25 protein-coding genes and 1 tRNA gene are annotated in these 24314 nt (G+C 70.7%); 14 read left to right on the forward strand and 12 right to left on the reverse strand.

Translation table 11 applies throughout. The annotated features are described in order from the left end of the window. Window positions 1-72 precede the first annotated feature (72 nt). Window positions 73-1275 carry a hypothetical protein gene (locus ACFYZR_RS04450; protein ID WP_391904863.1) on the reverse strand — a complete coding sequence of 401 codons (1203 nt, stop codon included), beginning with the start codon at window positions 1273-1275 and terminating at the stop codon, window positions 73-75. A gap of 209 nt (window positions 1276-1484) precedes the next feature. Between ACFYZR_RS04450 and ACFYZR_RS04455 the strand changes: the two genes are divergently transcribed. Both ACFYZR_RS04455 and ACFYZR_RS04460 read left to right on the forward strand, forming a co-directional pair. Continuing rightward, entirely contained in the window at window positions 1485-2372 is an 888-nt protein-coding gene (locus tag ACFYZR_RS04455; protein ID WP_391904866.1) for a poly-gamma-glutamate hydrolase family protein, read from the forward strand. 104 nt (window positions 2373-2476) lie between these two features. Further along, window positions 2477-4186, forward strand: a complete 1710-nt coding sequence (locus ACFYZR_RS04460) for a serine/threonine-protein kinase (RefSeq protein ID WP_391904869.1) — start codon at window positions 2477-2479, stop codon at window positions 4184-4186. A 60-nt stretch (window positions 4187-4246) separates the two neighbouring features. Here the strand turns inward: ACFYZR_RS04460 and ACFYZR_RS04465 are convergent, their stop codons facing one another. Next, a complete protein-coding gene (locus tag ACFYZR_RS04465; protein ID WP_391904872.1) occupies window positions 4247-4441 on the reverse strand; it encodes a hypothetical protein in 195 nt (64 codons plus the stop codon). Window positions 4442-4719: 278 nt separating this feature from the next. Here ACFYZR_RS04465 and ACFYZR_RS04470 point away from each other — a divergent pair, with 278 nt between their 5' ends. Together ACFYZR_RS04470 and ACFYZR_RS04475 are read left to right on the forward strand one after the other, a co-directional pair. Further along, window positions 4720-5691 (forward strand): hypothetical protein, encoded by a 972-nt coding sequence (locus ACFYZR_RS04470; protein WP_391904876.1) that lies wholly within the window; start codon window positions 4720-4722, stop codon window positions 5689-5691. Further along, complete coding sequence (locus tag ACFYZR_RS04475) at window positions 5688-5882, forward strand: DUF1059 domain-containing protein (RefSeq protein WP_391904879.1); 195 nt, start codon at window positions 5688-5690, stop codon at window positions 5880-5882. Before ACFYZR_RS04470 ends, ACFYZR_RS04475 begins: the two co-directional genes overlap by 4 nt. Window positions 5883-5942: 60 nt before the next feature. Here the strand turns inward: ACFYZR_RS04475 and ACFYZR_RS04480 are convergent, their stop codons facing one another. The 4 genes from ACFYZR_RS04480 to ACFYZR_RS04495 are packed head-to-tail and all read right to left on the reverse strand — an operon-like array spanning window position 5943 to window position 7445. Then, window positions 5943-6149, reverse strand: coding sequence for a DUF397 domain-containing protein (locus ACFYZR_RS04480; RefSeq protein ID WP_391904882.1), 207 nt, complete (start codon window positions 6147-6149; stop codon window positions 5943-5945). After that, window positions 6142-6354 (reverse strand): DUF397 domain-containing protein, encoded by a 213-nt coding sequence (locus ACFYZR_RS04485; protein ID WP_391904884.1) that lies wholly within the window; start codon window positions 6352-6354, stop codon window positions 6142-6144. The genes ACFYZR_RS04480 and ACFYZR_RS04485 overlap by 8 nt, the downstream gene beginning before the upstream one ends. Beyond that, on the reverse strand, window positions 6347-6586 hold the full coding sequence (locus ACFYZR_RS04490; RefSeq protein ID WP_391904887.1) for a DUF397 domain-containing protein: 240 nt from the start codon (window positions 6584-6586) through the stop codon (window positions 6347-6349). Before ACFYZR_RS04490 ends, ACFYZR_RS04485 begins: the two co-directional genes overlap by 8 nt. Further along, a complete protein-coding gene (locus ACFYZR_RS04495) occupies window positions 6576-7445 on the reverse strand; it encodes a helix-turn-helix domain-containing protein (RefSeq protein ID WP_391904890.1) in 870 nt (289 codons plus the stop codon). The genes ACFYZR_RS04490 and ACFYZR_RS04495 overlap by 11 nt, the downstream gene beginning before the upstream one ends. 281 nt (window positions 7446-7726) lie before the next feature. Here ACFYZR_RS04495 and ACFYZR_RS04500 point away from each other — a divergent pair, with 281 nt between their 5' ends. The 4 genes from ACFYZR_RS04500 (at window position 7727) to ACFYZR_RS04515 (ending at window position 10480) form a co-directional block, all read left to right on the forward strand. Further along, window positions 7727-8320, forward strand: a complete 594-nt coding sequence (locus ACFYZR_RS04500) for a DUF6415 family natural product biosynthesis protein (protein ID WP_391904892.1) — start codon at window positions 7727-7729, stop codon at window positions 8318-8320. Between the two features lie 177 nt (window positions 8321-8497). Further along, window positions 8498-8992, forward strand: a complete 495-nt coding sequence (locus tag ACFYZR_RS04505; protein WP_391904895.1) for a cupin domain-containing protein — start codon at window positions 8498-8500, stop codon at window positions 8990-8992. A 47-nt stretch (window positions 8993-9039) separates the two neighbouring features. After that, complete coding sequence (locus ACFYZR_RS04510) at window positions 9040-9903, forward strand: SAM-dependent methyltransferase (protein WP_391904898.1); 864 nt, start codon at window positions 9040-9042, stop codon at window positions 9901-9903. A 130-nt stretch (window positions 9904-10033) separates the two neighbouring features. Continuing rightward, window positions 10034-10480 (forward strand): SDR family NAD(P)-dependent oxidoreductase, encoded by a 447-nt coding sequence (locus ACFYZR_RS04515; RefSeq protein ID WP_391904901.1) that lies wholly within the window; start codon window positions 10034-10036, stop codon window positions 10478-10480. Window positions 10481-10502: 22 nt separating this feature from the next. Here the strand turns inward: ACFYZR_RS04515 and ACFYZR_RS04520 are convergent, their stop codons facing one another. After that, window positions 10503-11624 (reverse strand): serine hydrolase domain-containing protein, encoded by a 1122-nt coding sequence (locus ACFYZR_RS04520; RefSeq protein WP_391904904.1) that lies wholly within the window; start codon window positions 11622-11624, stop codon window positions 10503-10505. A gap of 192 nt (window positions 11625-11816) precedes the next feature. Here ACFYZR_RS04520 and ACFYZR_RS04525 point away from each other — a divergent pair. Next, window positions 11817-11890 (forward strand) — tRNA-Lys (locus ACFYZR_RS04525). A gap of 69 nt (window positions 11891-11959) precedes the next feature. Here ACFYZR_RS04525 and ACFYZR_RS04530 read toward each other — a convergent pair. Both ACFYZR_RS04530 and ACFYZR_RS04535 read right to left on the reverse strand, forming a co-directional pair. After that, a complete protein-coding gene (locus ACFYZR_RS04530; protein WP_391904907.1) occupies window positions 11960-14365 on the reverse strand; it encodes an HAD-IC family P-type ATPase in 2406 nt (801 codons plus the stop codon). Between the two features lie 44 nt (window positions 14366-14409). Continuing rightward, window positions 14410-14685: a DUF2530 domain-containing protein gene (locus ACFYZR_RS04535; RefSeq protein WP_391904910.1), complete on the reverse strand. Its 276-nt coding sequence runs from the start codon at window positions 14683-14685 to the stop codon at window positions 14410-14412. 227 nt (window positions 14686-14912) lie between these two features. Here ACFYZR_RS04535 and ACFYZR_RS04540 point away from each other — a divergent pair, with 227 nt between their 5' ends. From ACFYZR_RS04540 to thpR, 4 genes are all read left to right on the forward strand, one after another. Then, the gene (locus ACFYZR_RS04540) at window positions 14913-16394 is read left to right on the forward strand and encodes an NCS2 family permease (protein WP_391904913.1); all 1482 of its coding nucleotides are present in this window, start codon (window positions 14913-14915) and stop codon (window positions 16392-16394) included. Between the two features lie 141 nt (window positions 16395-16535). Further along, window positions 16536-17000 carry a MarR family winged helix-turn-helix transcriptional regulator gene (locus ACFYZR_RS04545; RefSeq protein WP_391904916.1) on the forward strand — a complete coding sequence of 155 codons (465 nt, stop codon included), beginning with the start codon at window positions 16536-16538 and terminating at the stop codon, window positions 16998-17000. Window positions 17001-17027: 27 nt separating this feature from the next. Next, window positions 17028-18428: an MFS transporter gene (locus tag ACFYZR_RS04550; protein WP_391904919.1), complete on the forward strand. Its 1401-nt coding sequence runs from the start codon at window positions 17028-17030 to the stop codon at window positions 18426-18428. A gap of 91 nt (window positions 18429-18519) precedes the next feature. Next, on the forward strand, window positions 18520-19086 hold the full coding sequence (gene thpR, locus ACFYZR_RS04555; RefSeq protein WP_391904922.1) for an RNA 2',3'-cyclic phosphodiesterase: 567 nt from the start codon (window positions 18520-18522) through the stop codon (window positions 19084-19086). A gap of 149 nt (window positions 19087-19235) precedes the next feature. Here thpR and ACFYZR_RS04560 read toward each other — a convergent pair whose 3' ends face one another. Next, complete coding sequence (locus ACFYZR_RS04560) at window positions 19236-19835, reverse strand: hypothetical protein (RefSeq protein WP_391904925.1); 600 nt, start codon at window positions 19833-19835, stop codon at window positions 19236-19238. A gap of 111 nt (window positions 19836-19946) precedes the next feature. On the opposite strand from ACFYZR_RS04560, the gene ACFYZR_RS04565 reads away from it, so the two are divergent. Continuing rightward, on the forward strand, window positions 19947-21083 hold the full coding sequence (locus ACFYZR_RS04565; RefSeq protein ID WP_391905995.1) for a permease: 1137 nt from the start codon (window positions 19947-19949) through the stop codon (window positions 21081-21083). A 30-nt stretch (window positions 21084-21113) separates the two neighbouring features. Here ACFYZR_RS04565 and ACFYZR_RS04570 read toward each other — a convergent pair whose 3' ends face one another. Together ACFYZR_RS04570 and ACFYZR_RS04575 are read right to left on the reverse strand one after the other, a co-directional pair. Then, window positions 21114-22109, reverse strand: a complete 996-nt coding sequence (locus ACFYZR_RS04570; protein ID WP_391904928.1) for an aldo/keto reductase — start codon at window positions 22107-22109, stop codon at window positions 21114-21116. Window positions 22110-22186: 77 nt separating this feature from the next. Beyond that, a complete protein-coding gene (locus tag ACFYZR_RS04575; RefSeq protein WP_391904931.1) occupies window positions 22187-24277 on the reverse strand; it encodes a hypothetical protein in 2091 nt (696 codons plus the stop codon). Window positions 24278-24314: the final 37 nt, after the last annotated feature.

Here is a 24314-nt window from a genome sequence, read left to right on the forward strand (position 1 = left end):
TCCGGGCAATCGAGCGGGCGGGTGGGGTGGAACCCGCGCCGAAGGCGCGGAAGAACCCACGGCGGGCCGACTTCAGGCACGGAACGTGCGCACCGTGCCCTCGGTGTCGCTGTCGGAGTCCGAGCCGTAGTCGACGGTGGAGCCCAACGGGGTGGTTCTGCGTTTCTTCGAGGGACCCGGCCCCGCCTCCGCCTCGCCGTCGCACTTGTCCACGCACTGCCACTTCAGCGTGGCGTAGGTGTTGCCGATCTCCTCGTCGATGAGGGCCACCAGACGATCCACGTCCTTCGACTCGTGCTCCTCCACGCCCTGGTTGGCCGCGCCGGACAACCAGAACGGGCCGGGCCGGTCCGGGGTGCCGCTGAACAGCTTCATGTAGCACGAGACGCAGGGGCGTTTGGTCCCGGCGATGTACTGCGGGGTTTCTCCGGCCAGCTCGGCTATCCGGCGTTCGGCATGCCGTCCGTCCGTGCCGGCGGCGGCCACCACGACCGGCTTGCCGAGCGCTTCGAACACCGGCGCGTACTCGCTCGTGGGCGGGCCGACCAGTCTCGTGCGCGCCTTCTCCGTGTGCCGGTCGACGCGCCCGGTGTACAGGGCGAGCTGCGCCTGATCGGCGGGGTTGTCCTTGATGAGCCGGTCCAGGAACTCCTTGCCGGTCCTGCCGTCGGCCAGGCCCTTCAGGGCTTCGTTCGCGTCCTTGGTGTTGGCGGCGATGTACAGGGCGCCCGCGTGGAGGGCTGCCTGGACCTCGACGGGTGGTTTCCTCATGGCGTTCAAGTGCTTCATGGTGATCGAGGCGATCCAGCGCAAGGCCTGTTTCTCGGGCTCGCTCCGGTAACTGTGGGGCGCGACGACATTGCCCGGCGCGGCCTTGTAGGCGGCGGCTCCCGACTTGAGCCCGGCGGTGTCGGCGCCTGCGGGCAGGGACACCTTGTGGGCCGTCATCCGTCCCCAGGTCGCAGGGCTTCCCTCCACGACCCACCCGCGTTCCCGCAGCTTCTGCTGAACCTTGGTGGCGAACTCCTTGTTGGCCCTGGCCTGGGGAGACTCCTGCCTCGCCTTGGGCTTCCCCTGCTCGCCGGACGCCATCCGGGCCACCGCCGCGTTGCCGATGCCGTGCTGGAGCGCCGTCAGCATCTGCGGCGTGGCGGAGCCGGACGCCGCGGCCCGGGCCGCGTCCTGCAGTGGTGGGGCGGCCCCCTGGGAGTGCTCGCGCCGTAAGGGCGGACGGGCATGGCCCTGTCCGCCGGAGCGGTCTTTGTGCTTGGGCATGGCGACCTCGGATGGGAAACGATTTCGGGGCCTGCGCCGGCGGCTCGGAATGCGTTCACTCTTCCGGTTCGAGGCTACTCCGACCTGTAGTCCCTCCGGGCTCGAAAGCCGGCTTCGACCGCAACGGAAGACGGACTCCAGGGCTTTCGGGAACCTCGTAACTCCCGTTAACAGCTGACGACCTGTCGGTTTTCGCCAAGAATGCCGCCATGCGACGATCCACGACTCGACGATCCCTGCTGACGGGCCTGGCGGCGGCCGCCGTCTCGGTCCCCGTCGGTGCCACCGCCACCGCCACCGCGGCCCCTGCGGCTACCGCCGCTCCCCGCGACGAACTGTTCGCCTCCAACACGGAGCTCTACGCCAGCCCCCTCTTCAAGGAGGGCACGGACTGGGCCCGCCGCTACCGCCGTACCGGCCTGGACACCGTCCCGGGGCACTCCCGGGCCACGCCCCCGCTGACGTCGGTGGTCGCCCCGCACGGCGGCAACCTGGAGGACGGCACCAGCGAGCTGTGCCTGGCGATCGCGGGGTACGCGCCGGAGGACCCCATGACCCGTTCCGGCAGCGGCGGCCCCGCTTACGACTACTGGATGTTCGAGGTTCTCGCTACCGAAAGCCGCACGGTCCAGCAGATGCACGTCACGTCGACGCACTGCGACGACCCCGCCGCGCTGGCCGTCGTCGGCGGCAGCCGCCACGCGGTCTCCGTCCACGGGTGCAAGAACCCCGGCGGCTCCGGGACGCAGAAGCTGATCCAGATCGGCGGCCGCGACGCGACGCTGAAGAAGAACCTGTACGACGCCCTCCGTGACCGGCTCGGCAGCGGCGTGACCCTCACGCTGCCCGACGGCGGCCTGGACGGCGACGAGCCGCTGAACATCTGCAACCGCACCTACAGCGGCGCGGGCGGGCAGCTGGAGGTCTCCACCGACCTGCGCAGGGCCATGTTCGGCGACTTCGCCTCCCCGGCCACGCGGGCCGCGACGTACGGCCGGGCCGCCGACGGTACGGCGGCCCACTACTGGGACGGTTTCGTCACCGCCGTCCGCGAGGCGATCGCCCGCACGGAGCAGACGGAGAAGAGCGCCGCCTGAGCGTCGACACCCCCGGGGGCGTGCCCGCCCCCGGGCTCTCTACCCTTGGTGCCCGCCATGCAGTGGTGGCGTATGTGACAAGCGTGAGGGAACGGAGACGTGCGGTGACGACGGGGGACCCGAACGCCGGCGAGCTGACCGGCCAGATACTCGGCGGGCGCTACCGCGTGACCGCCACGCTCGGCCGTGGCGGCATGGGCGTGGTCGCCCGCGCGACGGACGAGCTGCTGGGCCGCGAGGTCGCCGTCAAGGTCCTGCGCGCCTACACCGACGCCTCCGCGCCCGACCTGGCCGACCTGCGGGCCCGGATGCGGCGCGAGGCGCAGGCCGCCGCCCGTATCCGGCACGGTGGCGTGGTCACGGTCCACGACGTGACGGAGGAGCAGGGCCTGCCGGTCATCGTCATGGAACTCGTCGACGGCCCCTCCCTCGACGACGTCCTGGCCGAGCGCGGCACGCTGGAGCCGCACGAGGCCGCCGCGATCGGCGCCAAGCTGATGGACGCGCTCGACGCCGCGCACCGCGTCGGCGTGCTGCACCGGGACGTCAAGCCGGGGAACGTGCTGCTGGAGCGCGGCGGCCGGGTCGTACTGACCGACTTCGGCATCGCCACCATGGAGGCCACCGGCGACGACGCCATGGCCAAGCTGACCCGCAGCGGCGAGATCATCGGTTCCCTCGACTACCTGCCGCCGGAGCGCGCGCAGGGCGTGGAGCCCGGCCCCGCGTCGGACATCTGGTCGCTCGGAATGACGCTGTACGCGGCCGTGGAGGGCGCTTCGCCGTTCCGCCGTACGTCCGTGTGGTCGACACTCCAGGCGATCGTGGGCGAACCGCTGCCGGAGCCGAAGCGGGCGGGTGCGCTCACGCCGGTGCTGCGCGCGCTGATGGCGAAGGAGCCGGGCGACCGGCCCACCGCCGACGAGGCACGGCAGATGCTGGAGGGGGTGGCGGCGGGCAGGACGATGAACATCGGACAGAAGTCCCCGGCGCAGCCGTCCTCCACGCCGCTGCCTCCGGCGGCCACGTCGGCGCCCGCGCCCGCCGTGCCGACGCCCCAGGCGCCCGCCGCACCGCAGGCCTTCGGCCCCGCGCCCACGGCGTTCCAGCCGCAGCCACAGCCACAACCTCAACCGCAGCCGTCGTACGGCGGGGGATACGGCTACCCGCCCGTGGCTGCCGCCCAGCCCGCCGCGCCGGAGGCGGGCAGCCGTGCGCGGCGGCGCCGCAACCGTGCGCTCATCGCGGGGGCGGCCGCCGCCGTCGTGCTCGCCGGTGGCGGCGTCAGCTACGCCCTGATGGGCGAGCACGACGACAAGCGCGGCAACGCGGCACAGCAGACGCCGCCCACGCCCGGCTCCCCGTCGGACGGCGACACGATCACCGAGCCGTCCGAAGGCCCCGCCGTGGGGCCGTCCGGCACCCCCTCGGGCCCGGCACCGAGCGGTACGCCCGGCGACGGCAAGGGCGACAAGGCGAACCCTTCGGCGTCGCCGAGCGGCGGCAAGTCCCCGAAGGCGTCGCCTTCCCCGTCGTCGACGGTGTCGAAGAGCTGCCTCGGCTGGAACCACAAGGACCCGAACCCGGGCACCTACGGCTATATGGCCGACACCCACCAGCTGGGCACCGCCCCGTACGCGGCCTGCCCGACCCTGCCCGAGGCGAAGGCAGGCGTGAAGGTCTGGTTCCACTGCTACATCACCAACGCGTACGGCCATAAGTGGACTTACGTCCGCATCGAGGGCACGAAGACGATGGGCTGGATGTACAGCGGCCACATCACCCGGCAGAACGGCCCGGACACTCCCTGCTAGGGCTCCTTCGCCCGGTGCCGGGTCCACGCGGAGGGGCGTGAGCCCGGCGGGGGAGGAGGCTCACGGAGGGCAGGTCCCGTTGATGTTGATGCCCTGGGCGGCAAGGAAGTTCTGTGCGCCCCTGCACAGGTCGCCACCGGTCGACATGGGGGCGGCGGGGGCGGCCTGCGCTGCCGGGGCTGTGACGACGGCTCCCAGGACGGTGAGGACCGTACTCGCTGCGAGAGCGAGGGCGGTTCGTCGGGTACGGCTCAAGGCGTCTCCTCCAATGTGGCTGGACTGCGGTGAGTCTTTCCCGCCCGCCGCGAAAGGTTGCTCGTGGGACGGGGCGCCAGGGTGCGTACCGGGTTGTGAGTAATGCCCTTGGCGGGTGAGGCCTTTGACCGCAACCCCCGCGTACCCCGTAGCGGATCGTTTCCACCGCCCCACACGAGTGACACGCCGACCGCGTGTCGCCCCGAGAGCGATAAATCCGGAACAAGGTTCCGAAGGAAGCCCCCGGGCGCCCGTCCGGCGGTGGCACGCTCCGCCGCATGACCGACGAAGATCCCGACGAGTACCTGCGGCGCGTCCTGGGTGACACCTTCTGGCAGGCGTGCGTGGCGATGGGGGAACACGGTGCCGTGCGCGAGACGGTCCGTGGTTTCCGCCCGCCGAAACCACGCGCGGTCGTGACGATCGACAGCAAGAAGGTGCGGGGCGGATTCCAGGCACGACCGGAGTCGGTCAGCACGAAGCTGTGGGCATGGAAGGCCGAATGCGCGGTGTACGCACACGAGTCGGCCGACCCGAGGGGCCCGTCGCAGACCCGTACGGGCCGGCTGGTGGTGGCCGTGGCGCACTGGCCGGAGCGGGGACTCTCGGCACTGCGGGTCGCGTCGCTGCGGACGGACGGCACGCTGGAGGAGGCCGACGCGGGGGAGCTGGGCATCAGGGAAGCCCTGACGGACGTCCCGTGGCTCCGCGCCATCCGCCCCGCGAAACCGGCGCGGCCCGCGCCACCGGAGCGGTCCGAACGGCGGAGACTGACCCAGCGGGCGCTGGTCAGCGGCCTGGTCCTGGGCATCACGCTGACTTTTGTCCTCCTCTCCGACCGCCCACGGCTCTGGGAGGGGCCGGCCGCCGCCTACTTCTTCGGCACCCGCGTCACCGTGGAACGCCCCGCCCCCTGTACGTCGAAATGGGTGGGGACGAGCGGCCACGGCCACTTCGAGGCCATCTGCCGGGCCGAATGGAAGACCGCCGACGGCGCGGCGGGCGCGGGCACGGTGATCGCCGACGGGGACAACGTCAGCAAGCCCGAACCGGGCCGATGGCTCTTCACGGGCGAGGCCCGAGCGTACGGGGAGTGGGCGTACGCGCCGGTCACGACCACGCCCGTCGTCGTGACCCTCGTGGTGGCCAGCCTGCTCCTGATCAGCCTCGTCGCGTTCCTGAGGTACGCCGTGCTCGCGCTTACTCTGGAATCAAGGACGGTATTCCCATCCGCCAGGAGGCCGTCATGACCAGAAAAGTCGCCGACTGCCGCAAAGCGCCGAGCGAATCCCACTGCACGCTGACGATCGCGGGCGAGGAGGACGAAGTCGTCCGCGCCGCCACGGAGCACGCGGTGTCCGTGCACCAGCACGAGGACACGCCCGAGCTCCGCGAAATGATCCGCGGCCTGCTGGAGGACGAAACGGCGCCGGGCGCCTGATCTCATGCGCGGCGCCCTCCCCGCCGCCGCGGGGAGGGGAGGACCGCGTGTGCGCTGCGCTCAGCGGCGAAGCCGCCCGGAGCGGACCTCGTCGACGAACGAGGCCCAGGCCGCCGGCTCCAGCAGGATCGCGGGACCGCCCTTGTCCTTGGCGTCGCGGACGCCGATCAGCCCGGCCCGAGTCGCGATGCCCGCGACCTCGACGCAGTTCTGTCCAGCGTTGCTGTAGGAGGACTTCACCCAGGCGCCTGTTGAACGATCAGCCACGGGCACGGCCAAGCTCGCCCTGCCGCACTTGGGTGACGAACGAGGCCCAGGTCGCAGCAGGGACGACGAAGGCGGGGCCGTTCGGCTCCTCCGAGTCGCGGATGCCGACGTGCGAGGTCAGCACCGCGATCGATACACAGCCGCCTCCGCCGTTGTCGCCGCTGTATGAGGACTTGAACCAGGTGCCCGTATGAAGGTCAGCCATCGCTTCGCCCAATCCCGCCGCGCTGCACCTGGCGGATGAACGCCCCCCAGGCAGGGGTCGACACGACAAACGCCGGGCCATCGGACTGCTTCGAGTCGCGAATGCCAACGTGCCTGGTCAGGACCGCTATGGAAACGCACCCGCCGCCGTTGTCCTGGGTGCTGTAGGAGGATTTGAACCAAGAAGTCTCATCGGCCACCGAGAGGGCCGTCGGGCAGGTGTTAGTGGTCATCGATCTCTCTTGCTAGTCGGTGCAGGAATTCGGCCGTCTGGGCAGGGGCCAGGGCGCCATCGCGCATCGCGTCGAACCTCCGGCCGTACTTCCAGACCTCGCGGGTTCGGTCGGACACCGTCATGACCGTAGGCCCCTCTTCCATGACGACCGGATCGAGGTTGTAATCGAACTCCAGAAGAACGAAGTTCGCGGTCGCGCGGAAGGTGCTGAGTGACAGCGGAAGGATCTGGACCGTCACGTGATCGAGCGCCGACACCCGCTCGATCTCCGCGTATTGCTCCCGCATGACGTCCGGATTGCCGACCATTCGGCGCAGGGCCGCCTCGTCCAGGATTACGCGCAGTTCCACGGGGTCTTCGCAAGTGAGGATGCTCTTGCGTTCCATGCGCAGGGCCACGGATTCGTCAACGAACTCACTCGTCCTCTCCTCCACGTGCTTGGCCGACATGAACAACGCGCGGGCATAGGCCTCGGTCTGAAGGAGTCCGAAGACCACTTGGGCATGCCAGGCACGCATCGTGCGGGCATCGGACTCCAGTCCCACGTACATCGTCGTGCCCGACGGCATCACGTTCTGGTACGGCCTGTACCAGTCCTTGCTGAGTGAATCACGGTGCAGCGTGAGCAGGGTTTCGCGGTCGACTCGGTCTGTGACGCTGTACAGGTCCAGCAGGTCAGTCAGATCGCGAACACGCGGGAGCTGGTTCTGGCCGGTCTCGACTCGGTTGAGCTTTGTCTCGGAGCCCTCGATGTGCGCAGCGGCGTCCTTGACGCTGATCCCGTTTTTCTCCCGCAGCCGTCGTAGTTCCTTGCCGAGTTCTCGCCTTCTGAACGTCGGACCGCGTCGTGCTGCCACCCTCGTGTCCTCCTGGTGCTGTTCCCCGTCGGCGCGTCTCTGTACCCCGCCGATGTGTCTCTGTTGGGTCCCCATGAGCCCCTGTTGGGGTTTGAGGAAGCCCTGTTGGCAGTCTTCCAGCCCCTGCCCCATCTCCGGCAAGCTCTGTCCGGGGTTTGTCATATGCCAATGTGAGCAGCGTTTCGCTGATGCGGTTGCGACTCAAAGCGCTGGTGCGGAAGCCTGGTTGGGCCGACAGGCGGGCGAGCCGTCGGTAATCACCCCCTGCTCAAGGAGCCGCCATGCCTCCGTACCCGCTCACCGGCAACACCGGTGGAGGACACACCCGCGTACCGCCCCCGCAGCTGCCCACGCGCCCACGCCCACGCCCCGGGATCGAGGAGGTGATCCACGAAGCCGTCGCTTCGGAGCGCCACCTGCCGACCCCCGCCAGGGCGAACGTGCTGAGCGATCAGCTCGTGGCGTACATCCGGGTCACGGCCGCCGCCGTCGAGGCGGCCGTGGGCGGGCGGCCGGCCGACGACCCCGTCCGCATGGACGCCCTGACGGTCGTCAGGGAGGCCCGTGCCCGGCTCGGGCTGACGGCTGGCGACGGCTACATGTCAGCGATCATCCGCATCAGGAGCCTGGGAAGAGGCTCCGAAGCGCTGCTGGAACAGCAGCAGTTGCTGCGGATCGCCACAGCCGGGACCCCCGTCGCCGTGCCGCACTCCTCCGGCCCCGGCGTCATCGTCCTCGCGCCAGCGGAAACCTGCACGACATGCCTCGATCTCGTCGAGAAAAGGCATGAGTCGCAAGCGCGGAACGACTGGACGGCGTCGCGTGAGGCGAACACCCGCCTCGAAGACCACCGCCGCGCCGACCACGCCCCGTAGACCGGTGACCGGAGGGGGCGGGGCTACCGCCCCCTCACCGGAAGCCAATCACCGGCAGCAGCTAGAAATTGACCCTCCATCCCTGCCAGGAATTGCACCATCCACCGGGTCTCCCCGCTGCCTAGAGTCGTGATCACGACGAGGGCGAACGCATCGCAGAACCCGGAGGCCACAGCCATGACCAGCAACAACACACACTTCCCCGCACTGCTCACCCGCGCCGCGGAGGCCGAGGTCACGAGCGACCCGAGCAGCGTCATCACGCTGCTGGCCGACTCCGACACCACCGGCGGTCTGATGACGAGCTACCGCTCGACGTTCGCCGAGGGGGCGCCGGGCGCGCCGGCGCACTTCCATACGCGGGCCGCCGAGATGTTCTACGTCATCGACGGCTCCCTCAGGGTCCTCGTGGACCAGGAGATCAAGGTGCTGGAGGCCGGGGACTTCCTCCTCGTACCGCCGCGCACCCCGCACGCCTTCGCCGCCGCGCCCGGTTGTGAGGCGGATGTGCTGATCACCTTCACGCCCGGCATGGCGCGCTTCGACTACATGCGGCTGCTGAACCGCGTGATGCGGGGCGAGGCGAGCCCGCAGGAGATCAAAGACTCCTCCGAGCGCTTCGACAACCACTACGTGGACAGCCCCGTGTGGAACGCCGCGCTCGGCCGCTGAGGTTCGGCTGAGGTTTGGGGGTGCCGGGTCGTGCGGAGGATTCCGGCATGGGTGATCCGACAACCACGCACGCGGCGGAAGTGGCCCGCGCCTACTACGACTCCGCCGACGTCGACGGCTTCTACACCGCCGTGTGGGGCGGCGACGACATCCACACCGGAATCTACGAGCACCCCGACGAGCCGGTCGCCCGGGCGGCACAACGGACCGACGCCCGGATGGCCGAGCGGGTGGCCGACCTCCTCGGGCCCGGCCGCACCGTCGTCGATCTCGGTTCGGGCTACGGCGGCGCGGCGCGCCACCTCGCCCGGGCCCACGGCTGCCGTGTCGTCGCGCTCAACATCAGCGACGTGCAGAACCGGCGCCACCGCGAGCTCAACGTCCGCCACGGGCTGGACGCGCTCATCGACGTCGTCGCCGGGTCGTTCCACCGGATCCCGGCGCCGGACGGTCGGTTCGACGTGGTCTGGACCCAGGAGGCGCTCGTCCACAGCGGCGACCGGGCGCACATGCTCGCGGAGGCGGTGCGCGTCCTCGCGCCCGGCGGGGCCCTCGTCCTCACCGACGTCATGGCGGCCGACGACGCCCACAGGGACGAGCTGCGCCCGGTGTGCGAGCGGCTGAACGTCGCCGACCTCGCGACACCGGACTTCGTCCGCGAACAGCTCACCCGCCTCGGGCTGGGACAGGTGCGCTTCGACGACCTCAGCGAGAACCTCCTCCCGCACTACACCCGCCTTGCCGAGGACGTACGACGCCGACGACGACGCAACGGCGACGAACTCGCCGGCGAACCCACCGGCGCCTTCAGCGACGCGTACCTGGAGCGGCTGCGCGCGAACCTGCCCCTGTGGGTGGACGCCTGCGAGAAGGGCCTGCTGTCCTGGGGGATCTTCCACGCCCGCCGGTGAGGGACGGGCGTCCTCGTCCCGGGGGTATGCGGCGGCGGGCCGTCGCTCGTAGGGTCGTGGCCCGTAGTCGCACGGACGCGCGGACGCACGTACGTACGCCGCACGCACGCCTACCGTCGAGGGAGTCGCCGTGGACGGGAAACGATTCACCGGCAAGGTCGTCATCGTCACCGGCGGTGGATCCGGCATCGGCGCCGCCACCGCCTACCGCTTCGGGCGCGAGGGCGCCACGGTGATCGCCGTCGGGCGGACCGAGGACAAGCTGAAGCACGCCGCGGCGGGCGCCCCCGCCGGTTCGGTGATCGTCCCGCGCGTCGACCACGGCCACGAGGGCGTGCGCGTCAACGCCGTGCACCCGAGCCTCACCCGCACCCCGATCGCCGCGCCGCTCCTCGAGATCGAGGAGGCGATGGAGGCGTTCCGGCAGCGCATCCCCATGGGACGCCCGGCCGAACCGGACGAAGTCGCCGATGTCATCGCCTTCCTGGCCGGCCACGACGCCCGGTTCGTCAACGGCGCCCACATCCCGGTCGACGGTGGGCTCAGCGCGTCCAGCGGTCAGCCGCGCATGTTCTGATTCTGACCGCCGGGCGTTGGCGTCAGTCGCACAACGCGGAGTTGATCACGTCCACTTTTTTCATGCCCGCGTCGGCGCTGATCTGCATCGTGTTGGTCATCAGCGCGGCATGGCGGCCGTCGGCGGTGACCGCGGTCAGCGAGCTGTAGCCCGGCACGTCGCCACCGTGTCCCCATGTCGTGCCGCCGCAGCGCAGGGCGAAGCTCTGCAGCCCCAGCCCGTAGCCGACGCCCTGGCCGAGGTCGCGGGTCTTCTGCATCTCGGCCAGGCTCGCGCTGGACACGACCTTGCCGCCGATGAGCGCCTGGTAGAACGTGGTCAGGTCCTGCTGCGTCGAGACGAGCGCTCCTGCCGAGCTGTACGCGGACGGTTCCACCTCGGACGTGTTGTCGACCCAGAAGAAGAACGGGCCGACCCTGTTGCCGACGTACCCCGGTACGAACCGGACGGGGACGGTGCGGTCTCCCGCCGCGGGGAAGGTGGTCTGGGTCAGGCCGAGCGGCTCGATGATCCGGCTGGTGATCGCCCGGGCGACCGGCATGCCGGTGATCTTCTCGATGAGCATGCCGGCGATCTGGAAGTTCGTGTTGGAGTAGTGGAAGGCGGCGCCCGGCGCGGACGCCGGCGGGTAGCTCAGTCCCTCGCGCACCAGCGCGGACAGCGCGAAGGTGCCATCCGGGTTCTGCGAGGTCGGCTGCCTGGACTCCGCGACTCCGCTGGTGTGCTGGAGGAGCTGCCGGACGGTGATGGCGTTGCCGTCGTAGCCGTTTCCGTTCACCACACCCGGCAGGTACCGCTCGATCGCCGTGTCGAGGGAGACCTTGCCCTCGTCGACCAGTTGCAGCACCACGGCCGCGGTGAAGGTCTTGGTCTGGCTGCCGACACGGAAGTGGAAGATGGGCTGGAGCGGTTTGTTGGTGTTGACGACAGCGGTACCGGCGGAAAGGTTCCAGGAGCCGGCGCTGTCACCGGCGTAGAGCCCGGCGCCCGGTCCGGCCTGTGCCTGGTAGGAGTTCAGCGCCGCCTGGGTGGCCGGGTGGTCGGCGGCCGGCTGGGCCAGCGCGGAAGCCGGGAGCGGGAGCGCCAGCACGGTCGCGACCGCAATGCCGAGTGCGGCCGCCGGTATGCGTCTGTGGAGTTTCATCGTCACGGATCTCCTCGCCCGGTGGACGGGCATGGACGGGAACGGACGATCGAAGTCTTCGTACCGGGCCCGGCGCGGACGAGAGCCCCACCGGCCAAATATCCGGTCAGTGCGTGCCGTGTGTGCCGTCGAGCCGCCGCCGTCCGCCATGGTCGGGAGCACTCCCGTCCCGGGGTATTATGGATGAGTCACGCGCCGCTAGCTCAGTTGGTTAGAGCAGCTGACTCTTAATCAGCGGGTCCGGGGTTCGAGTCCCTGGCGGCGCACACAGTGACGATGGCCTCACCGTTCGGTGGGGCCATCGTTCGTTTCCGGCCCCCGTGCGAGAGGGCCGATCACGCCGGGAAGCGCCGGCCCACCCACCGCCACGTGAGCTCCAGCGCCAGCCCCGCCGCCGCGGCGATGGCGACCGCCGTCCACGGCATCGTCGCCCCGATGAGCTTCAGCGCGAAGAACCGCTGGAGCCAGGGCACCACGAGGACCACCACGAACCCCGCCCCCATCGCCGCCACCAGCGCCACGCGCCACCACGTGTACGGGCGGGCGATGATCGCGAGCACCCACAGGGAGATCAGGAAGAGGGTCAGCGTCGCCGCGCTGGTCTCCGCGCCGAGCGTGTCGGCGGGGGCGAGGCCGGCGTCCGCGTAGTGGGCGCGGGCCAGGAGGTACGCGGCGAAGGTGGCGGCGCCCGCGATCAGGCCGGACGGGATCGCGTACCGCATCACGCGGCGGACGAAGTGGGGACGGGCCCGTTCCTTGTTGGGGGCCAGGGCGAGGAAGAACGCCGGGACGCCGATCGTCAGCGTCGACAGCAGCGTCAGGTGCCGGGGGAGGAAGGGGTAGGAGACCCGGGTGCAGACGACCAGCACGGCGAGCAGCACCGAGTAGACGGTCTTTGTCAGGAACAGCGTGGCCACGCGCGTGATGTTGCCGATGACGCGCCTGCCCTCCGCCACGACCGAGGGCAGGGTGGCGAAGCTGTTGTTCAGGAGCACGATCTGGGCGACGGCCCGGGTGGCCTCCGAGCCGGAGCCCATGGAGACGCCGATGTCGGCGTCCTTCAGGGCGAGGACGTCGTTGACGCCGTCGCCGGTCATGGCGACCGTGTGGCCCCGGGACTGGAGGGCGCCGACCATGTCCCGCTTCTGCTGGGGGGTGACGCGGCCGAAGACCGCGCCCCGGTCCAGGGCCGTGGCCATCGCCTCCGTCTCGCGCGGCAGCTTCCGGGCGTCGACGGGGGCCTCGGCGCCGGGCAGGGCGAGCTTGGCGGCGACGGCGCCGACGGAGACCGCGTTGTCGCCGGAGATCACCTTGGCGGAGACGTTCTGCTCGGCGAAGTAGCGCAGGGTCTCCGCCGCGTCGGAGCGCAGCCGCTGCTCCAGGACGACCAGGGCGGTGGGGCGTACGTCCTCGGTCACGCGCGGGTCGTCCAGGTCGCGGGCGGCGCGGGCGAGCAGCAGGACGCGCAGGCCCTGGGCGTTGAGCCGGTCGGTCTCGGCGAGCGCGGGGTCGCCGGCGGGCAGCAGGACGTCGGGGGCGCCGAGCAGCCAGGTGCCGGACTCGCCGTCGGGGCCGTTGAGCGCGGCGCCGCTGTACTTGCGGGCGGAGGAGAAGGGCAGCGCCTCCGTGCAGCGCCAGCCGCCCGAGCCGTCGGGGTAGGCGTCGATGATCGCCTGGAGGCTGGCATTGGGCCGGGGGTCGGCCTCGCCGAGGGCGCCGAGCACCTGGCGCACGGACGACTCCCGGTCCTCGGCCCCGGCCAGCACGCGCAGCTCGCTGACGTCCATGCCGCCCTCGGTGAGGGTGCCGGTCTTGTCGAGACAGACGACGTCGACGCGGGCGAGGCCCTCGATCGCGGGCAGCTCCTGCACCAGGCACTGTTTGCGGCCCAGCCGGATGACGCCGATGGCGAAGGCGACGGAGGTGAGCAGCACCAGGCCCTCGGGGACCATCGGCACGATCCCGGCGACCATGCGCCGTACGGCCTCCCGCCAGTCGTGGCCCTGGACGACCAGCTGGCTGACGACGAGGCCGATGGCGGCGGGCAGCATCAGCCAGGTCACGTACTTGAGGATGGTGCTGATGCCGGTGCGCAGCTCGGAGTGGACGAGGGTGAAGCGGGTCGCCTCCTCGGCGAGCTGTGCGGCGTAGGCCTCGCGGCCGACCTTGGTGGCGGTGAAGGCGCCGCCGCCGGCGACGACGAAGGAGCCGGACATCACCGCATCGCCCGGCTTCTTGAGCACCGGGTCGGCCTCGCCGGTGAGCAGCGACTCGTCGATCTCCAGGCCCTCGGCCTCGACGACCTCGCCGTCGACGACGCACTTGTCGCCGGGGCCGAGCTCGATGACGTCGCCGAGGACGATCGCGCCGGTGGGGAGGGGGACGGGGGTGCCGTCGCGGCGGACGGTGGGCTTGGCCTCGCCGATGACGGCGAGCGAGTCGAGGGTCTTCTTGGCGCGCAGTTCCTGGAAGATGCCGATCGCGGTGTTGGCGATGATGACGAAGCCGAAGAGGCCGTCCTGGAGGGGGCCCACGGCGAGGATGATCAGGAAGAGGACGCCGATGATGGCGTTGAACCGGGTGAAGACGTTCGCCCGGACGATCTCCTGGGTGGAGCGGGAGGACCGTACGGGTACGTCGTTGACCTCGCCCCGTGCCACGCGCTCGGCGACTTCGGCGGCGCTCAGCCCGGGGTGCGTGGTTGTCACGGCCGGCAAGGGATCCTGCGAGGGACCGCTCATGTTCCGACGGTAACCGGACGGCTTCGCCCTTGCTCAGCCGGAAGTCAGCGCTGCTCCGCGTCCTGGGCGGCGCGTCCCGCCGCATGCCGCTTGATCGCCGCGTCGCGCTTACGGACGTACCAGACGCCGATCAGCCCCAGCCCGCCGCCCGCGAGGCAGGTCCACAGCCACCACAGGTGCCCGTGGTCCCGGAACCAGCCGTAGAACGGCAGTTGGCCGAGGAAGAGGACGAACCACACGATCGTGCCGCCCGTGATCGTCGCGACGACCGGGCCCTCCAGGGGCTCGGGCGCTTCGTGCGTCGGTGTCCACTTCGTCATGGCGGCCAGCCTAGTGCGTCCGGGTGGGCGGGCGGCGGTGGAGCCCTTGCGCCAGTGGGGTCTACGCGCGGAGATAGCCAAGTGGCGCTTGTTTATTCATACTGAATCGAACTGGATTTGTTTGCTCGCTTTTGTTCAAACATACAAGAGAGATCGAAAAAGCGCTCTCTTGATCCATTTGTTTTGTCCCGACGGCCTCCCGGCCGCCCTCACGACTGAGGTCACGCATGCCCACCTCGGCCACCCCAGCCGTCGACGCCCCGCAGCCGTCCCCCGCGTCCCCCACGCCGCCCACGGGGCGGAACGTCCTCGACCGGTACTTCCGGATCAGCGAGCGGGGTTCGTCCGTCCCCCGGGAGCTCCGGGGTGGACTGGCGACCTTCTTTGCGATGGCGTACATCATCGTGCTGAACCCGATCATCCTCGGGGCCGGTCACGACAAGTACGGCCACCAGCTGGACAACGGCCAGTTGGTCACGGCCACCGCGCTGATGGCCGGTCTCAGCACCGTCCTCATGGGCGCCGTCGGCAACGTCCCCATCGCCTGTGCCGCCGGCCTCGGCATCAACGCCGTCGTCTCGCTCCAGCTCGCGCCCAAGATGAGCTGGCCGGACGCGATGGGCATGGTCGTCCTCGCCGGCCTGGTGCTGATGGTGCTGGTCGCCTCCGGTCTGCGGCAGCGCGTCATGGACGCGATCCCCGGCGGGCTGCGGCGCGCCATCGCGATCGGCATCGGCATGTTCATCTCGCTGATCGGCCTGGTGGACTCCGGCTTCGTCAGCCGCAACCCCGACGCCGCCCACACGACCGTCCCGCTCGCCCTCGGCCAGGGCGGCCAGCTCCAGGGCTGGCCGGTGCTGGTCTTCGCGGCGGGCCTGCTGCTGACGTTCGTCCTGCTCGTCCGCAAGACGCCCGGCGCGATCCTCATCGGCATCGTTGTGATGACCTTCGTCGCCATCGTGATCAACTCGCTGGTGAAGGTCCCGGACCTCGAGTGGGGCCTGTCCGTCCCCAGCTGGCCGGACAAGATCGTGGACACCCCCGACTTCGGGCTCGTCGGCAAGGTCAGCCTCTTCGGCGGCTTCCACGAGGTGGGCTGGCTCACCGGCTGCCTGTTCGTCTTCACCGTGCTGCTGTCCGGCTTCTTCGACGCCATGGGCACGATCATCGGCGTCGGCGAGGAGGCCGGGCTGACCGACGAGAAGGGTCAGCTGCCCAACATGGGCAAGATCCTGATGATGGACGGCGTCGCCGTCGCCGCCGGTGGCGCGGGCTCGGCCTCCGCCAACACCTGCTTCGTGGAGTCCACGGCCGGCGTCGGCGAGGGCGCCCGCACCGGTCTCGCCAACCTGATGACCGGTGGCCTCTTCCTCCTCGCCCTGGTCTTCACCCCCCTGGCGAAGATCGTCCCCTCGCAGGCCGCCACCCCGGCGCTGCTGGTCGTCGGCTTCCTGATCATGGCGTCCAACGTCAAGGAGATCGACTGGAGCGACTTCACGATCGCCATCCCCGCGTTCCTGACGATCGTCGCGATGCCGTTCACCTACTCGATCACCAACGGCATCGGCATCGGCGTCCTCGCCTTCATCGCGCTGCGCATCGCCGACAAGCGCGCCCGCGAGATCCCCTGGCTCCTCAACGCGGTCGGCGCCTGCTTCCTGATCTACTTCCTGCTCGACCCGATCGAGCGGGCGCTGGGTGTGAAGTAACCCGGGAGCGCTCCGGACCGCGCGTACGGCCCGTACGGCCCCGGTGAGGCGACAGCCTCACCGGGGCCGTGTTCCGTTCGTGCCCCCATGCGCCCCAGTGCCCACTTTCTTTAGTTCAGGTAATGAGTTAATCTAATGAACATGCCGGACCTGTCCAGCGCACCGCACCACACGCCGCGCGACACCCCAGACGACGAAGCCGCCGTGAACGCCCTGCGTTCCGCGGTGATGCGGCTGGGCCGCAGGCTCAAGCACCAGCGGGTCGACGAATCGCTCAGCCCCGCCGAGATGTCGGTGCTGGGCACGCTCGCCCGCTGTGGCTCCGCCACGCCCGGGGAGCTCGCCCGCAAGGAGCATGTGCAGCCGCCGTCGATGACGCGCATCGTGGCGCTGCTGGAGAGCAAGGGCCTGGTCCGGCTGGAGCCGCACCCCGAGGACCGCCGCCAGAAGGTGGTCCGCCAGACCGAGCAGGCCGAGGCCATGCTCGAGGAGAGCCGGCGGAAGCGGAACGCCTGGCTGGCCGAACTGGCCGGGCAACTGAACGAGGACGAGTGGGAGACGCTGCGCGCCGCCGCGCCCGTCCTGGAGAAACTCGCGCACCTGTAAGCGCACGGAGAAGGAGGCGAACCCACTTTGAGTACGGGACCCGGAGCAGACTCCGCACCCGCACCGAACCGCCACCACGACGCACGCACCACCTCCCTGCCGCGCCCGGGCCACGGCCCGGAGACCGGTTCCAAGGGGGGCACCTTCAGTTCACTCCGGATCCGCAACTACCGGCTCTTCGCCACCGGCCAGGTGGTCTCCAACACCGGTACCTGGATGCAGCGAATAGCCCAGGACTGGCTGGTCCTCAGCATCACCGGCTCCTCCGCCGCCGTCGGCATCACCACGGCGTTGCAGTTCCTGCCCATGCTGCTGCTCGGCCTCTACGGAGGCGTCATCGCCGACCGCTACCCCAAGCGGAAGCTGCTGCTGGTCACCCAGGCCGCGATGGCCGTCACCGGCCTCGCGCTCGGCGTCCTCACCCTCACCGGGCACGTCCAGGTCTGGCACGTCTACCTCACCGCGCTCGCGCTCGGCCTCGTCACGGTCGTCGACAACCCCGCCAGGCAGGCCTTCGTCGTCGAGATGGTCGGCCCCGCCGACCTGCGCAACGCCGTCAGCCTCAACTCGGCGAACTTCCAGTCCGCCCGTCTCGTCGGCCCCGCTGTTGCCGGTGTGCTGATCAGCGCTGTGGGCAGCGGCTGGGCGTTCCTCCTCAACGGGCTGTCCTTCGCCGCGCCCATCGCCGCGCTGCTGCTGATGCGCGCCTCCGAGCTCCACAAGGTCGACCGCGTCCCGCGCGGCAAGGGCCAGCTCAAGGAGGGGCTGCGGTACGTCGCCGAACGCCCGGAGCTCATCTGGCCGATCGTGCTGGTCGGCTTCATCGGCACCTTCGGCTTCAACTTCCCCATCTGGCTCACGGCGTTCGTCAACGACGTCTTCCACGCCGACGCCAGTACGTACGGGCTGCTCAACACGCTGATGGCGGCGGGCTCCCTGGTGGGCGCCCTGCTCGCCGCGCGCCGCGGCAGCTCCGGGATGCGGCTGCTCGTCGGCGCGGCCCTGGCCTTCGGCCTGCTGGAGCTCACCGCCGCGCTGGCGCCCTCCTTCTGGGTCTTCGCCCTGCTGCTCGTACCGATCGGCATGTGCGGTCTGACCATCAACGTCACCGCCAACTCCGGTATCCAGCTGGCCTCCGACCCCGCGATGCGGGGCCGGGTGATGAGCCTGTTCATGATGGTCTTCATGGGCGGTACGCCCGTGGGCGCGCCGCTCGTCGGCTGGGTCACGGACGTGTACGGGCCCCGGGTGGGCTTCCTGGCCGGCGGCGTCGTCTCGACGCTGGCGGCGACGGCCGTCGGACTGGTGCTCGTGCGCGCCGGCGGCATGCGGATGCGGGTCGGCTTCCGCCGGGGGCACCCGGTGGTGGCGTTCGTACCGCGGCAGCCGTCCCGGGGGGAGAGAGAAGCGGTGACCGCGGCGGTGTGATCGCTTCGGGGCGGAAGGGGCCGGGGCCGGGGGCCGGGGGCGTCGCCCCCGGTTACCCCGTGTTGATCTCCCTGTGCGGGACACTGGCCGTATGCGCCTGTTCGTCGCGGTGAATCCCCCGGAGCCGGCCCTCGCCGAACTCGCCTCCGCCGTCCACGACTTGCGCGCCCTGCCGGGCGCGGAGCGGCTGCGCTGGGCCGAGCGGCCCGGCTGGCACTTCACCCTCGCCTTCCTCGGCGAGGTCGACGAGGCGCTGCTCCCGGAGCTCACCGAGCGCCTGGGGCGCGCCGCGCACCGGCACCCGGCGCACGCGCTGCGGCTGGCGGGCGGGGGCCGGTTCGGGGACCGGGTGCTGTGGGTGGGGGCCGAGGGCGAGGTGGAGGCCCTGCGCGGACTCGCCCGTTCCGTCGCGGCCGGGGCCCGCCGGGCGGGCGTCGTCGTGGACGGGACGCACTCCTTCCACCCCCACCTCACCCTCGCCCGCTCCGGCGGCGGCCGGGTGAACCTCCGCCCCTACGTCGCGGCCCTGGTCGGCTTCCGGGGCCGGGAGTGGCGGGCCGAGCGCCTGGAGCTCGTCCGCAGCCGGCTCCCCGGCGGGGGCGTCCCGGGCGAGCGGCCCCGCTACGAGACGATCGCGGCGTGGGAGCTGGGCGGCTGAGGCCGCCGGGCCGGGCTGGGGGCCGTGCTCACGGCCGGTCCGGTTACGCTCGTGGGGTGGACCCGAAGACCAGGAACCGGATCATGACCGGTGCTCTCGCCGTACTGCTCGTCGTCGTCGCCGTGGTGTCGGCTGTGAAGTAGCCGCCGTCACTTCCAGGTGGCGAGCGTCTTGCTGCCCTGCTCCCAGGTGACACTGGTCGGCGCCCCGGCACCCGCGTCCGCCACATAGACGGCGCAGCCCGTCACGCTCTGTCCCGGCGCGGCCTTCTCGAAGTCGGTCGAGCTCGAGGTCTCGCACTTCTCGAAGCCCCGGTACTTCAGCGGGTTCTTCGGATCGCCGGTGGTGTCCAGGGCGCCGAGGATCGTCAGCTTGGTCAGCCGCTTCTTGTTCCCGTCGGTCACCGAGAAGTACGTGGAGGCGCCGCCCGACTGCACGGCCTCCGTCTTGGTGAGCTTGTAGCGGAGGTAGTAGGGCGTCCTGCCGGCGTACTTCGACGCGTCCTTGAGGACGCTCAGATCGCCGCTGCCGCCCTGCTCAAGGCGTTCGACGGTCACGTCGAGCTTGGCGTCCTTGTAGCCGGTGACGCTCGCCGTCTCCCCGAACCGGACCTCCTTGCCCTCGTCGGAGGAGGAGCCCGAACAACCCGCCAGCACGACCGTCGCGAGCGCGGAGACCGCCGAGATCGCCGGGACCGAGGCCGCACCGAGGGGCCGGCGCCGCCGTCGAACCGCTGTCTGGTTCACCATGGCGCACACGATAGCCAGCCGCGGAACGACTGTAGGAAGAATTGCTTCAGTTGAACGGGCCCGTGGTGTCCGTCCCGGAGCCGGGTGCCGCTCGGCCATGCTGAGGGAGTGATCCACGCCGTCCTGCGCGCCCTGGCCGTCACCGGGTCCATGACCTGGGAGATCACCTGGGCGCTGATCCTGGGGTTCGCGCTCTCCGCCGTCGTCCAGGCCGTGGTCCGCAAGGAAGCCGTCGTCGCCCTGCTGGGCGACGACCGGCCCCGGACGCTCGCCGTCGCCGCCGGCCTGGGCGTGGCCTCGTCCTCCTGCTCGTACGCCGCCGTGGCGCTGGCGCGCTCGCTGTTCGTCAAGGGCGCGCACTTCACGGCCGCGATGGCCTTCGAGATCGCCTCCACCAATCTGGTCGTGGAGCTGGGGGTGATCCTGGCCCTGCTCATGGGGTGGCAGTTCACGGTGGCGGAGTTCCTGGGCGGGCCCGTGATGATCGCGGTGCTGGCGGTGCTCTTCCGGCTGCTGCTGAGCGAGCCGCTGCTGCGCCGGGCGAGGGAGCAGGCCGAGCGGGGTGTGGCGGGCGCGATGGAGGGCCACGCGGCGATGGACATGTCCGTGGGCGGCGAGGGCTCGTTCGCCCGGCGGCTGCTGTCGCGCGCGGGGTTCACCGCGACGTCCCACGTCTTCGTCATGGAATGGGCGGCGATCCTGCGCGATCTCGTGCTGGGCCTGTTCATCGCGGGGGCGATCGCCGCGTGGGTGCCGGACTCCTTCTGGCGCGCTTTCTTCTTCGAGGGCCATCCGCTGGCCGTGAAGCTGTGGGGACCGCTGGTGGGGCCGCTGGTGGCGCTGGTGTCGTTCGTGTGCTCGATCGGGAACGTGCCGCTGGCGGTCGTGCTGTGGAAGGGCGGCATCAGCTTCGGGGGCGTGGTGGCGTTCGTCTTCGCCGACCTGCTGATCCTGCCGATCCTCGCCATCTACCGGAAGTACTACGGCGGCCGGGTCACGCTGTTCCTCCTCGGCACCTTCTACGTCGCGATGGTGATCGCGGGATACGTCGTCGAGTCCGTCTTCGGCGGACTGGGACTGATCCCGGACCAGTCGGCCGCGAAGGTGCCGATGGAGGGGATGAGCTGGAACTACACGACATACCTGAACATCGCCTTCCTGGCCCTGGCGGCGGTGCTGGTGGTGCGTTTCGCGAGGACGGGCGGGAAGGCGATGCTCAGGATGATGGGCGGCGGGCCGCCGGACTGATCTCCGCTCACCAGCGAATGACCAGGCGACTCACCAGGCGAAAGCCTCCGGCGACGGCCCCGGCCCCGGGAAGATCTCGTCCAGCGAAGTGAGCAGCTCCTCCGGAAGCTTCAACTCCACCGCCCGCAGCGCGGACTCCAGCTGCTCCGCCGTACGCGGCCCCACGATCGGCCCGGTGACCCCGGGCCGGGTCAGCAGCCACGCCAGCGCCACCTCGCCGGGTGCCAGGCCGTGCTTTTCGACCACGTCCTCGTACGCCTGGATCTGGGCGCGGATGCTGCTGTTCGCGAGCGCGTCCGCCGAACGGCCGGAGGCGGAACGGGCGCCGCCGCCCTCCCGTTCCTTGCGGAGGACGCCGCCGAGCAGCCCGCCGTGCAGCGGCGACCAGGGGATCACCCCGAGCCCGTACGCCCGCGCCGCCGGGACGACCTCCATCTCGGCGCGCCGCTCGGCGAGGTTGTAGAGGCACTGCTCGCTGACCAGGCCCAGCGAGCCGCGGCGCCGCGCGGTCTCGTTGGCCTGGGCGATGTGCCAGCCGGCGTGGTTGGACGAGCCCACGTAGAGGATCTTGCCCTGCTGGACGAGGACGTCCATGGCCTGCCAGATCTCGTCCCAGGGCGTGCGCCGGTCGACGTGGTGGAACTGGTAGAGGTCGATGTGGTCCGTCCGCAGCCGCCGGAGGCTGGCGTCGACGGCGCGGCGGATGTTCAGCGCGGAGAGCCGGTCCTCGTTGGGCCACGGCTCCCCGTCGGCGTTCATCCCGCCGAACACCTTGGTGGCGATGACGACCTTGTCGCGACGTCCGTTGCCCCGGGCGAACCAGCTGCCGATGATCTCCTCGGTGCGGCCCTTGTTCTCACCCCAGCCGTAGACATTGGCGGTGTCGAAGAAGTTGACGCCGGCGTCGAGCGCCGCGTCCATGATCGAGTGGCTGTCGTCCTCGTCGGTGTGGGGCCCGAAGTTCATCGTCCCGAGCACGATCCGGCCGACCTTCAGTCCCGTACGTCCGAGCTGCGTGTACTCCATGGCCCCTAAGCCAACGCCCTGGGGACGGGTGCGGGCAAGAGCGTCACTCGATCGGCGGTGGCCGGCGGTGGACCGGATCAGTGCTTCTCCAGCCGCCGCAGGGCCTCCACAAGGGCCCGGCCCTCCTCGTGGACGGGGGTGAGCCGGTCGATCAGGTCCTGCCGGACCCGGTTCTCGGGGTTGGCGATGCGCTGCCGCGCGAAGTCGCGCGTGTTCTCCAGCTGCTCCCGGTACTGGGCCAGATTGTCGCTGAGGTGATCGATGACGTCGGTGCCCTGGACGGCGGTGAACAGCGCGAACTGCTCCTTGACCGCCTGGACTTCGGCGTCGATGGAACTGATCCACTCACCCTGGAGGACCTGGAGCGAGTTGAGCTTCCTCTTGCGGTACTCGATCCCCATGAAGACCATCCCGGCCACACCCGCGACGACCCCGGCGGGAGGGAAGACGGTGCCGGCCGCCGCCAGACCGTAGAAATAGGTCCCGCCCGCGGCGACGGGCGCCGCGAGGCTGACCAGCGCCGCCGCGCGCTGGACGATGTCCTGCGCGGTGAAGGGGCGTTGTGCCCGCTGGGGCAGGGAGAGGTCGTTCACGTCGAAGACGGAGTCGGGCAGCCGCCCCGCGAGGTCCTTGTCGCCGAAGAAGTGCTCGACGGCCTGCGACACGTCCTGTTTGAACGCCTGGAACTGCTCGGTCCACAGCGTCGCCGGGCCGGCCGGGGCCTCCATCCACGTCCGCAGCGCCTGGGCCTTCGACACCTGGACCTGGTGCGCCCTGGCCGGCTTGCTCACGTCGGTCCGCCGGATGGTCGCGTCCAGCGCGCCGTGGAGATGGGCGGCCAGCCGGCCGAACGGCCGCACGGCGCGCTCGACCCGGGTCCGGAGCTTCCGCTCCAGCTGCTCGCGCAGCTCCGGCAGCGCCCGGTCCAGCAGCTCCAGCCGCCGCTGGTGCTCGTCCAGCAGCTCCTTCAGCCCGTCGATCTCCAGCCGCTCGGCCCGCAGCCGTTCGTCGACCACCCGCAGCCGGGGCACGAGCAGGACCCGCGCCTCGGCCGCCACGGCGGCGATGTGCCGGGTGCCGGTCCCCGTTCTGATCAGGTCCTCGATCGCCTGGCGCAGGGTGTCCATCCGGCTCTCCGCGCGGTACCGCCGTGCGGGCGCCTCGGCCTCCTCGGCCTCCAGCTTCGCCGCGCGTGCCTCCAGGGCCGGGGAGACGGGCAGGAACCCCTCGCCGATGAAGTCCAGGTCCGGGCGGCCGTCGGGGAGGGTGAAGTTCTCCTTCAGGTATCTGGTGTTGCGGTCGATGGTCGCCTTCCACTCGGGGACGTCGTGGAGATCCAGGTTCGACGCCGAGTCGATCGCGGTGACCACCCACACGACCCGTTTGCCGGAGAGCAGGTAGTGGTCGTAGAGGAAGCGGATGAGTTCCAGGTCCCGTTCGGAGAGCGTCCGGCTGGCGTGGGCGACGTACATGAAGCAGTCCGCGTCGGCCATCGCGGTCCGCACGATCAGATCGTGGACGGGGTTCGGGGAGCCGTAGCCCGGCAGGTCGTAGAACTTCGCCGGCAGCCTGGTGTCCGCCAGCAGCACCTCGACCTCGGCCACCTCGCGGCCCCAGTGCGCCCTGAGCCGGTTGGTGACGTCCGCGTCCTGCATGGCGTACGCCGCGACCACGGAGGGGGCCGGGGAGTTCCCGACGTCCTCCCACTCGCCGTCGGCCGAGTCCGTGAAACGCACCCGCAGATAGCCGCTCCTGGACGCGTCGACCGTGGACTGGCCGCCCTCGACCGGTACGACGGTCCCGTCGACCGGTACGACGGTCGCGGGGCAGGCCGTGGTCGGCACGGGCGAGGACGGGAGCAGCCCCACGAACTTGTCCGCCGTCTCGCCGCCGGCGGTCTGCACCTCGAACAGTTCCAGACCGCCCTGCAGACCGCTCAGCAGGAAGCTCTTGCCGGACGAGAAGGCGCCGAGGAGCGCCACGTTGATCAGGGCCGAGGCCGCGCGCGTCCGCAACCGCCTGACGGTCGCCGCGCCCGCCCGTAACTCCTCCGGCCACTCCGCCGGGACCTCGGGGAGACCGGCCGCGTCGCGCAGCCACGCCTCGGACCGGTCGAGAACGTCGCGCAGCTCGCCGCGCGTTTCATCCACATCCCTGGGAACCGTCACACCAACGGTATAGCTCTGGCCGAAAGATGATGCTGCC

It is taken from the genome of Streptomyces sp. NPDC001678 (assembly GCF_042892945.1).
Lineage (GTDB): Bacteria > Actinomycetota > Actinomycetes > Streptomycetales > Streptomycetaceae > Streptomyces.

Coding starts and splice junctions, on each gene's coding strand:
- ACFYZR_RS04570 (WP_391904928.1), bottom strand. CDS start 22,109: ATGGAGTACACGCAGCTCGGACGTACGGGACTGAAGGTCGGCCGGATC.
- thpR (WP_391904922.1), top strand. CDS start 18,520: ATGCGCCTGTTCGTCGCGGTGAATCCCCCGGAGCCGGCCCTCGCCGAA.
- ACFYZR_RS04560 (WP_391904925.1), bottom strand. CDS start 19,835: ATGGTGAACCAGACAGCGGTTCGACGGCGGCGCCGGCCCCTCGGTGCG.
- ACFYZR_RS04540 (WP_391904913.1), top strand. CDS start 14,913: ATGCCCACCTCGGCCACCCCAGCCGTCGACGCCCCGCAGCCGTCCCCC.
- ACFYZR_RS04545 (WP_391904916.1), top strand. CDS start 16,536: ATGCCGGACCTGTCCAGCGCACCGCACCACACGCCGCGCGACACCCCA.
- ACFYZR_RS04455 (WP_391904866.1), top strand. CDS start 1,485: ATGCGACGATCCACGACTCGACGATCCCTGCTGACGGGCCTGGCGGCG.
- ACFYZR_RS04535 (WP_391904910.1), bottom strand. CDS start 14,685: ATGACGAAGTGGACACCGACGCACGAAGCGCCCGAGCCCCTGGAGGGC.
- ACFYZR_RS04505 (WP_391904895.1), top strand. CDS start 8,498: ATGACCAGCAACAACACACACTTCCCCGCACTGCTCACCCGCGCCGCG.
- ACFYZR_RS04470 (WP_391904876.1), top strand. CDS start 4,720: ATGACCGACGAAGATCCCGACGAGTACCTGCGGCGCGTCCTGGGTGAC.
- ACFYZR_RS04520 (WP_391904904.1), bottom strand. CDS start 11,624: ATGAAACTCCACAGACGCATACCGGCGGCCGCACTCGGCATTGCGGTC.
- ACFYZR_RS04475 (WP_391904879.1), top strand. CDS start 5,688: ATGACCAGAAAAGTCGCCGACTGCCGCAAAGCGCCGAGCGAATCCCAC.
- ACFYZR_RS04500 (WP_391904892.1), top strand. CDS start 7,727: ATGCCTCCGTACCCGCTCACCGGCAACACCGGTGGAGGACACACCCGC.
- ACFYZR_RS04510 (WP_391904898.1), top strand. CDS start 9,040: ATGGGTGATCCGACAACCACGCACGCGGCGGAAGTGGCCCGCGCCTAC.
- ACFYZR_RS04485 (WP_391904884.1), bottom strand. CDS start 6,354: ATGGCTGACCTTCATACGGGCACCTGGTTCAAGTCCTCATACAGCGGC.
- ACFYZR_RS04530 (WP_391904907.1), bottom strand. CDS start 14,365: ATGAGCGGTCCCTCGCAGGATCCCTTGCCGGCCGTGACAACCACGCAC.
- ACFYZR_RS04450 (WP_391904863.1), bottom strand. CDS start 1,275: ATGCCCAAGCACAAAGACCGCTCCGGCGGACAGGGCCATGCCCGTCCG.
- ACFYZR_RS04490 (WP_391904887.1), bottom strand. CDS start 6,586: ATGACCACTAACACCTGCCCGACGGCCCTCTCGGTGGCCGATGAGACT.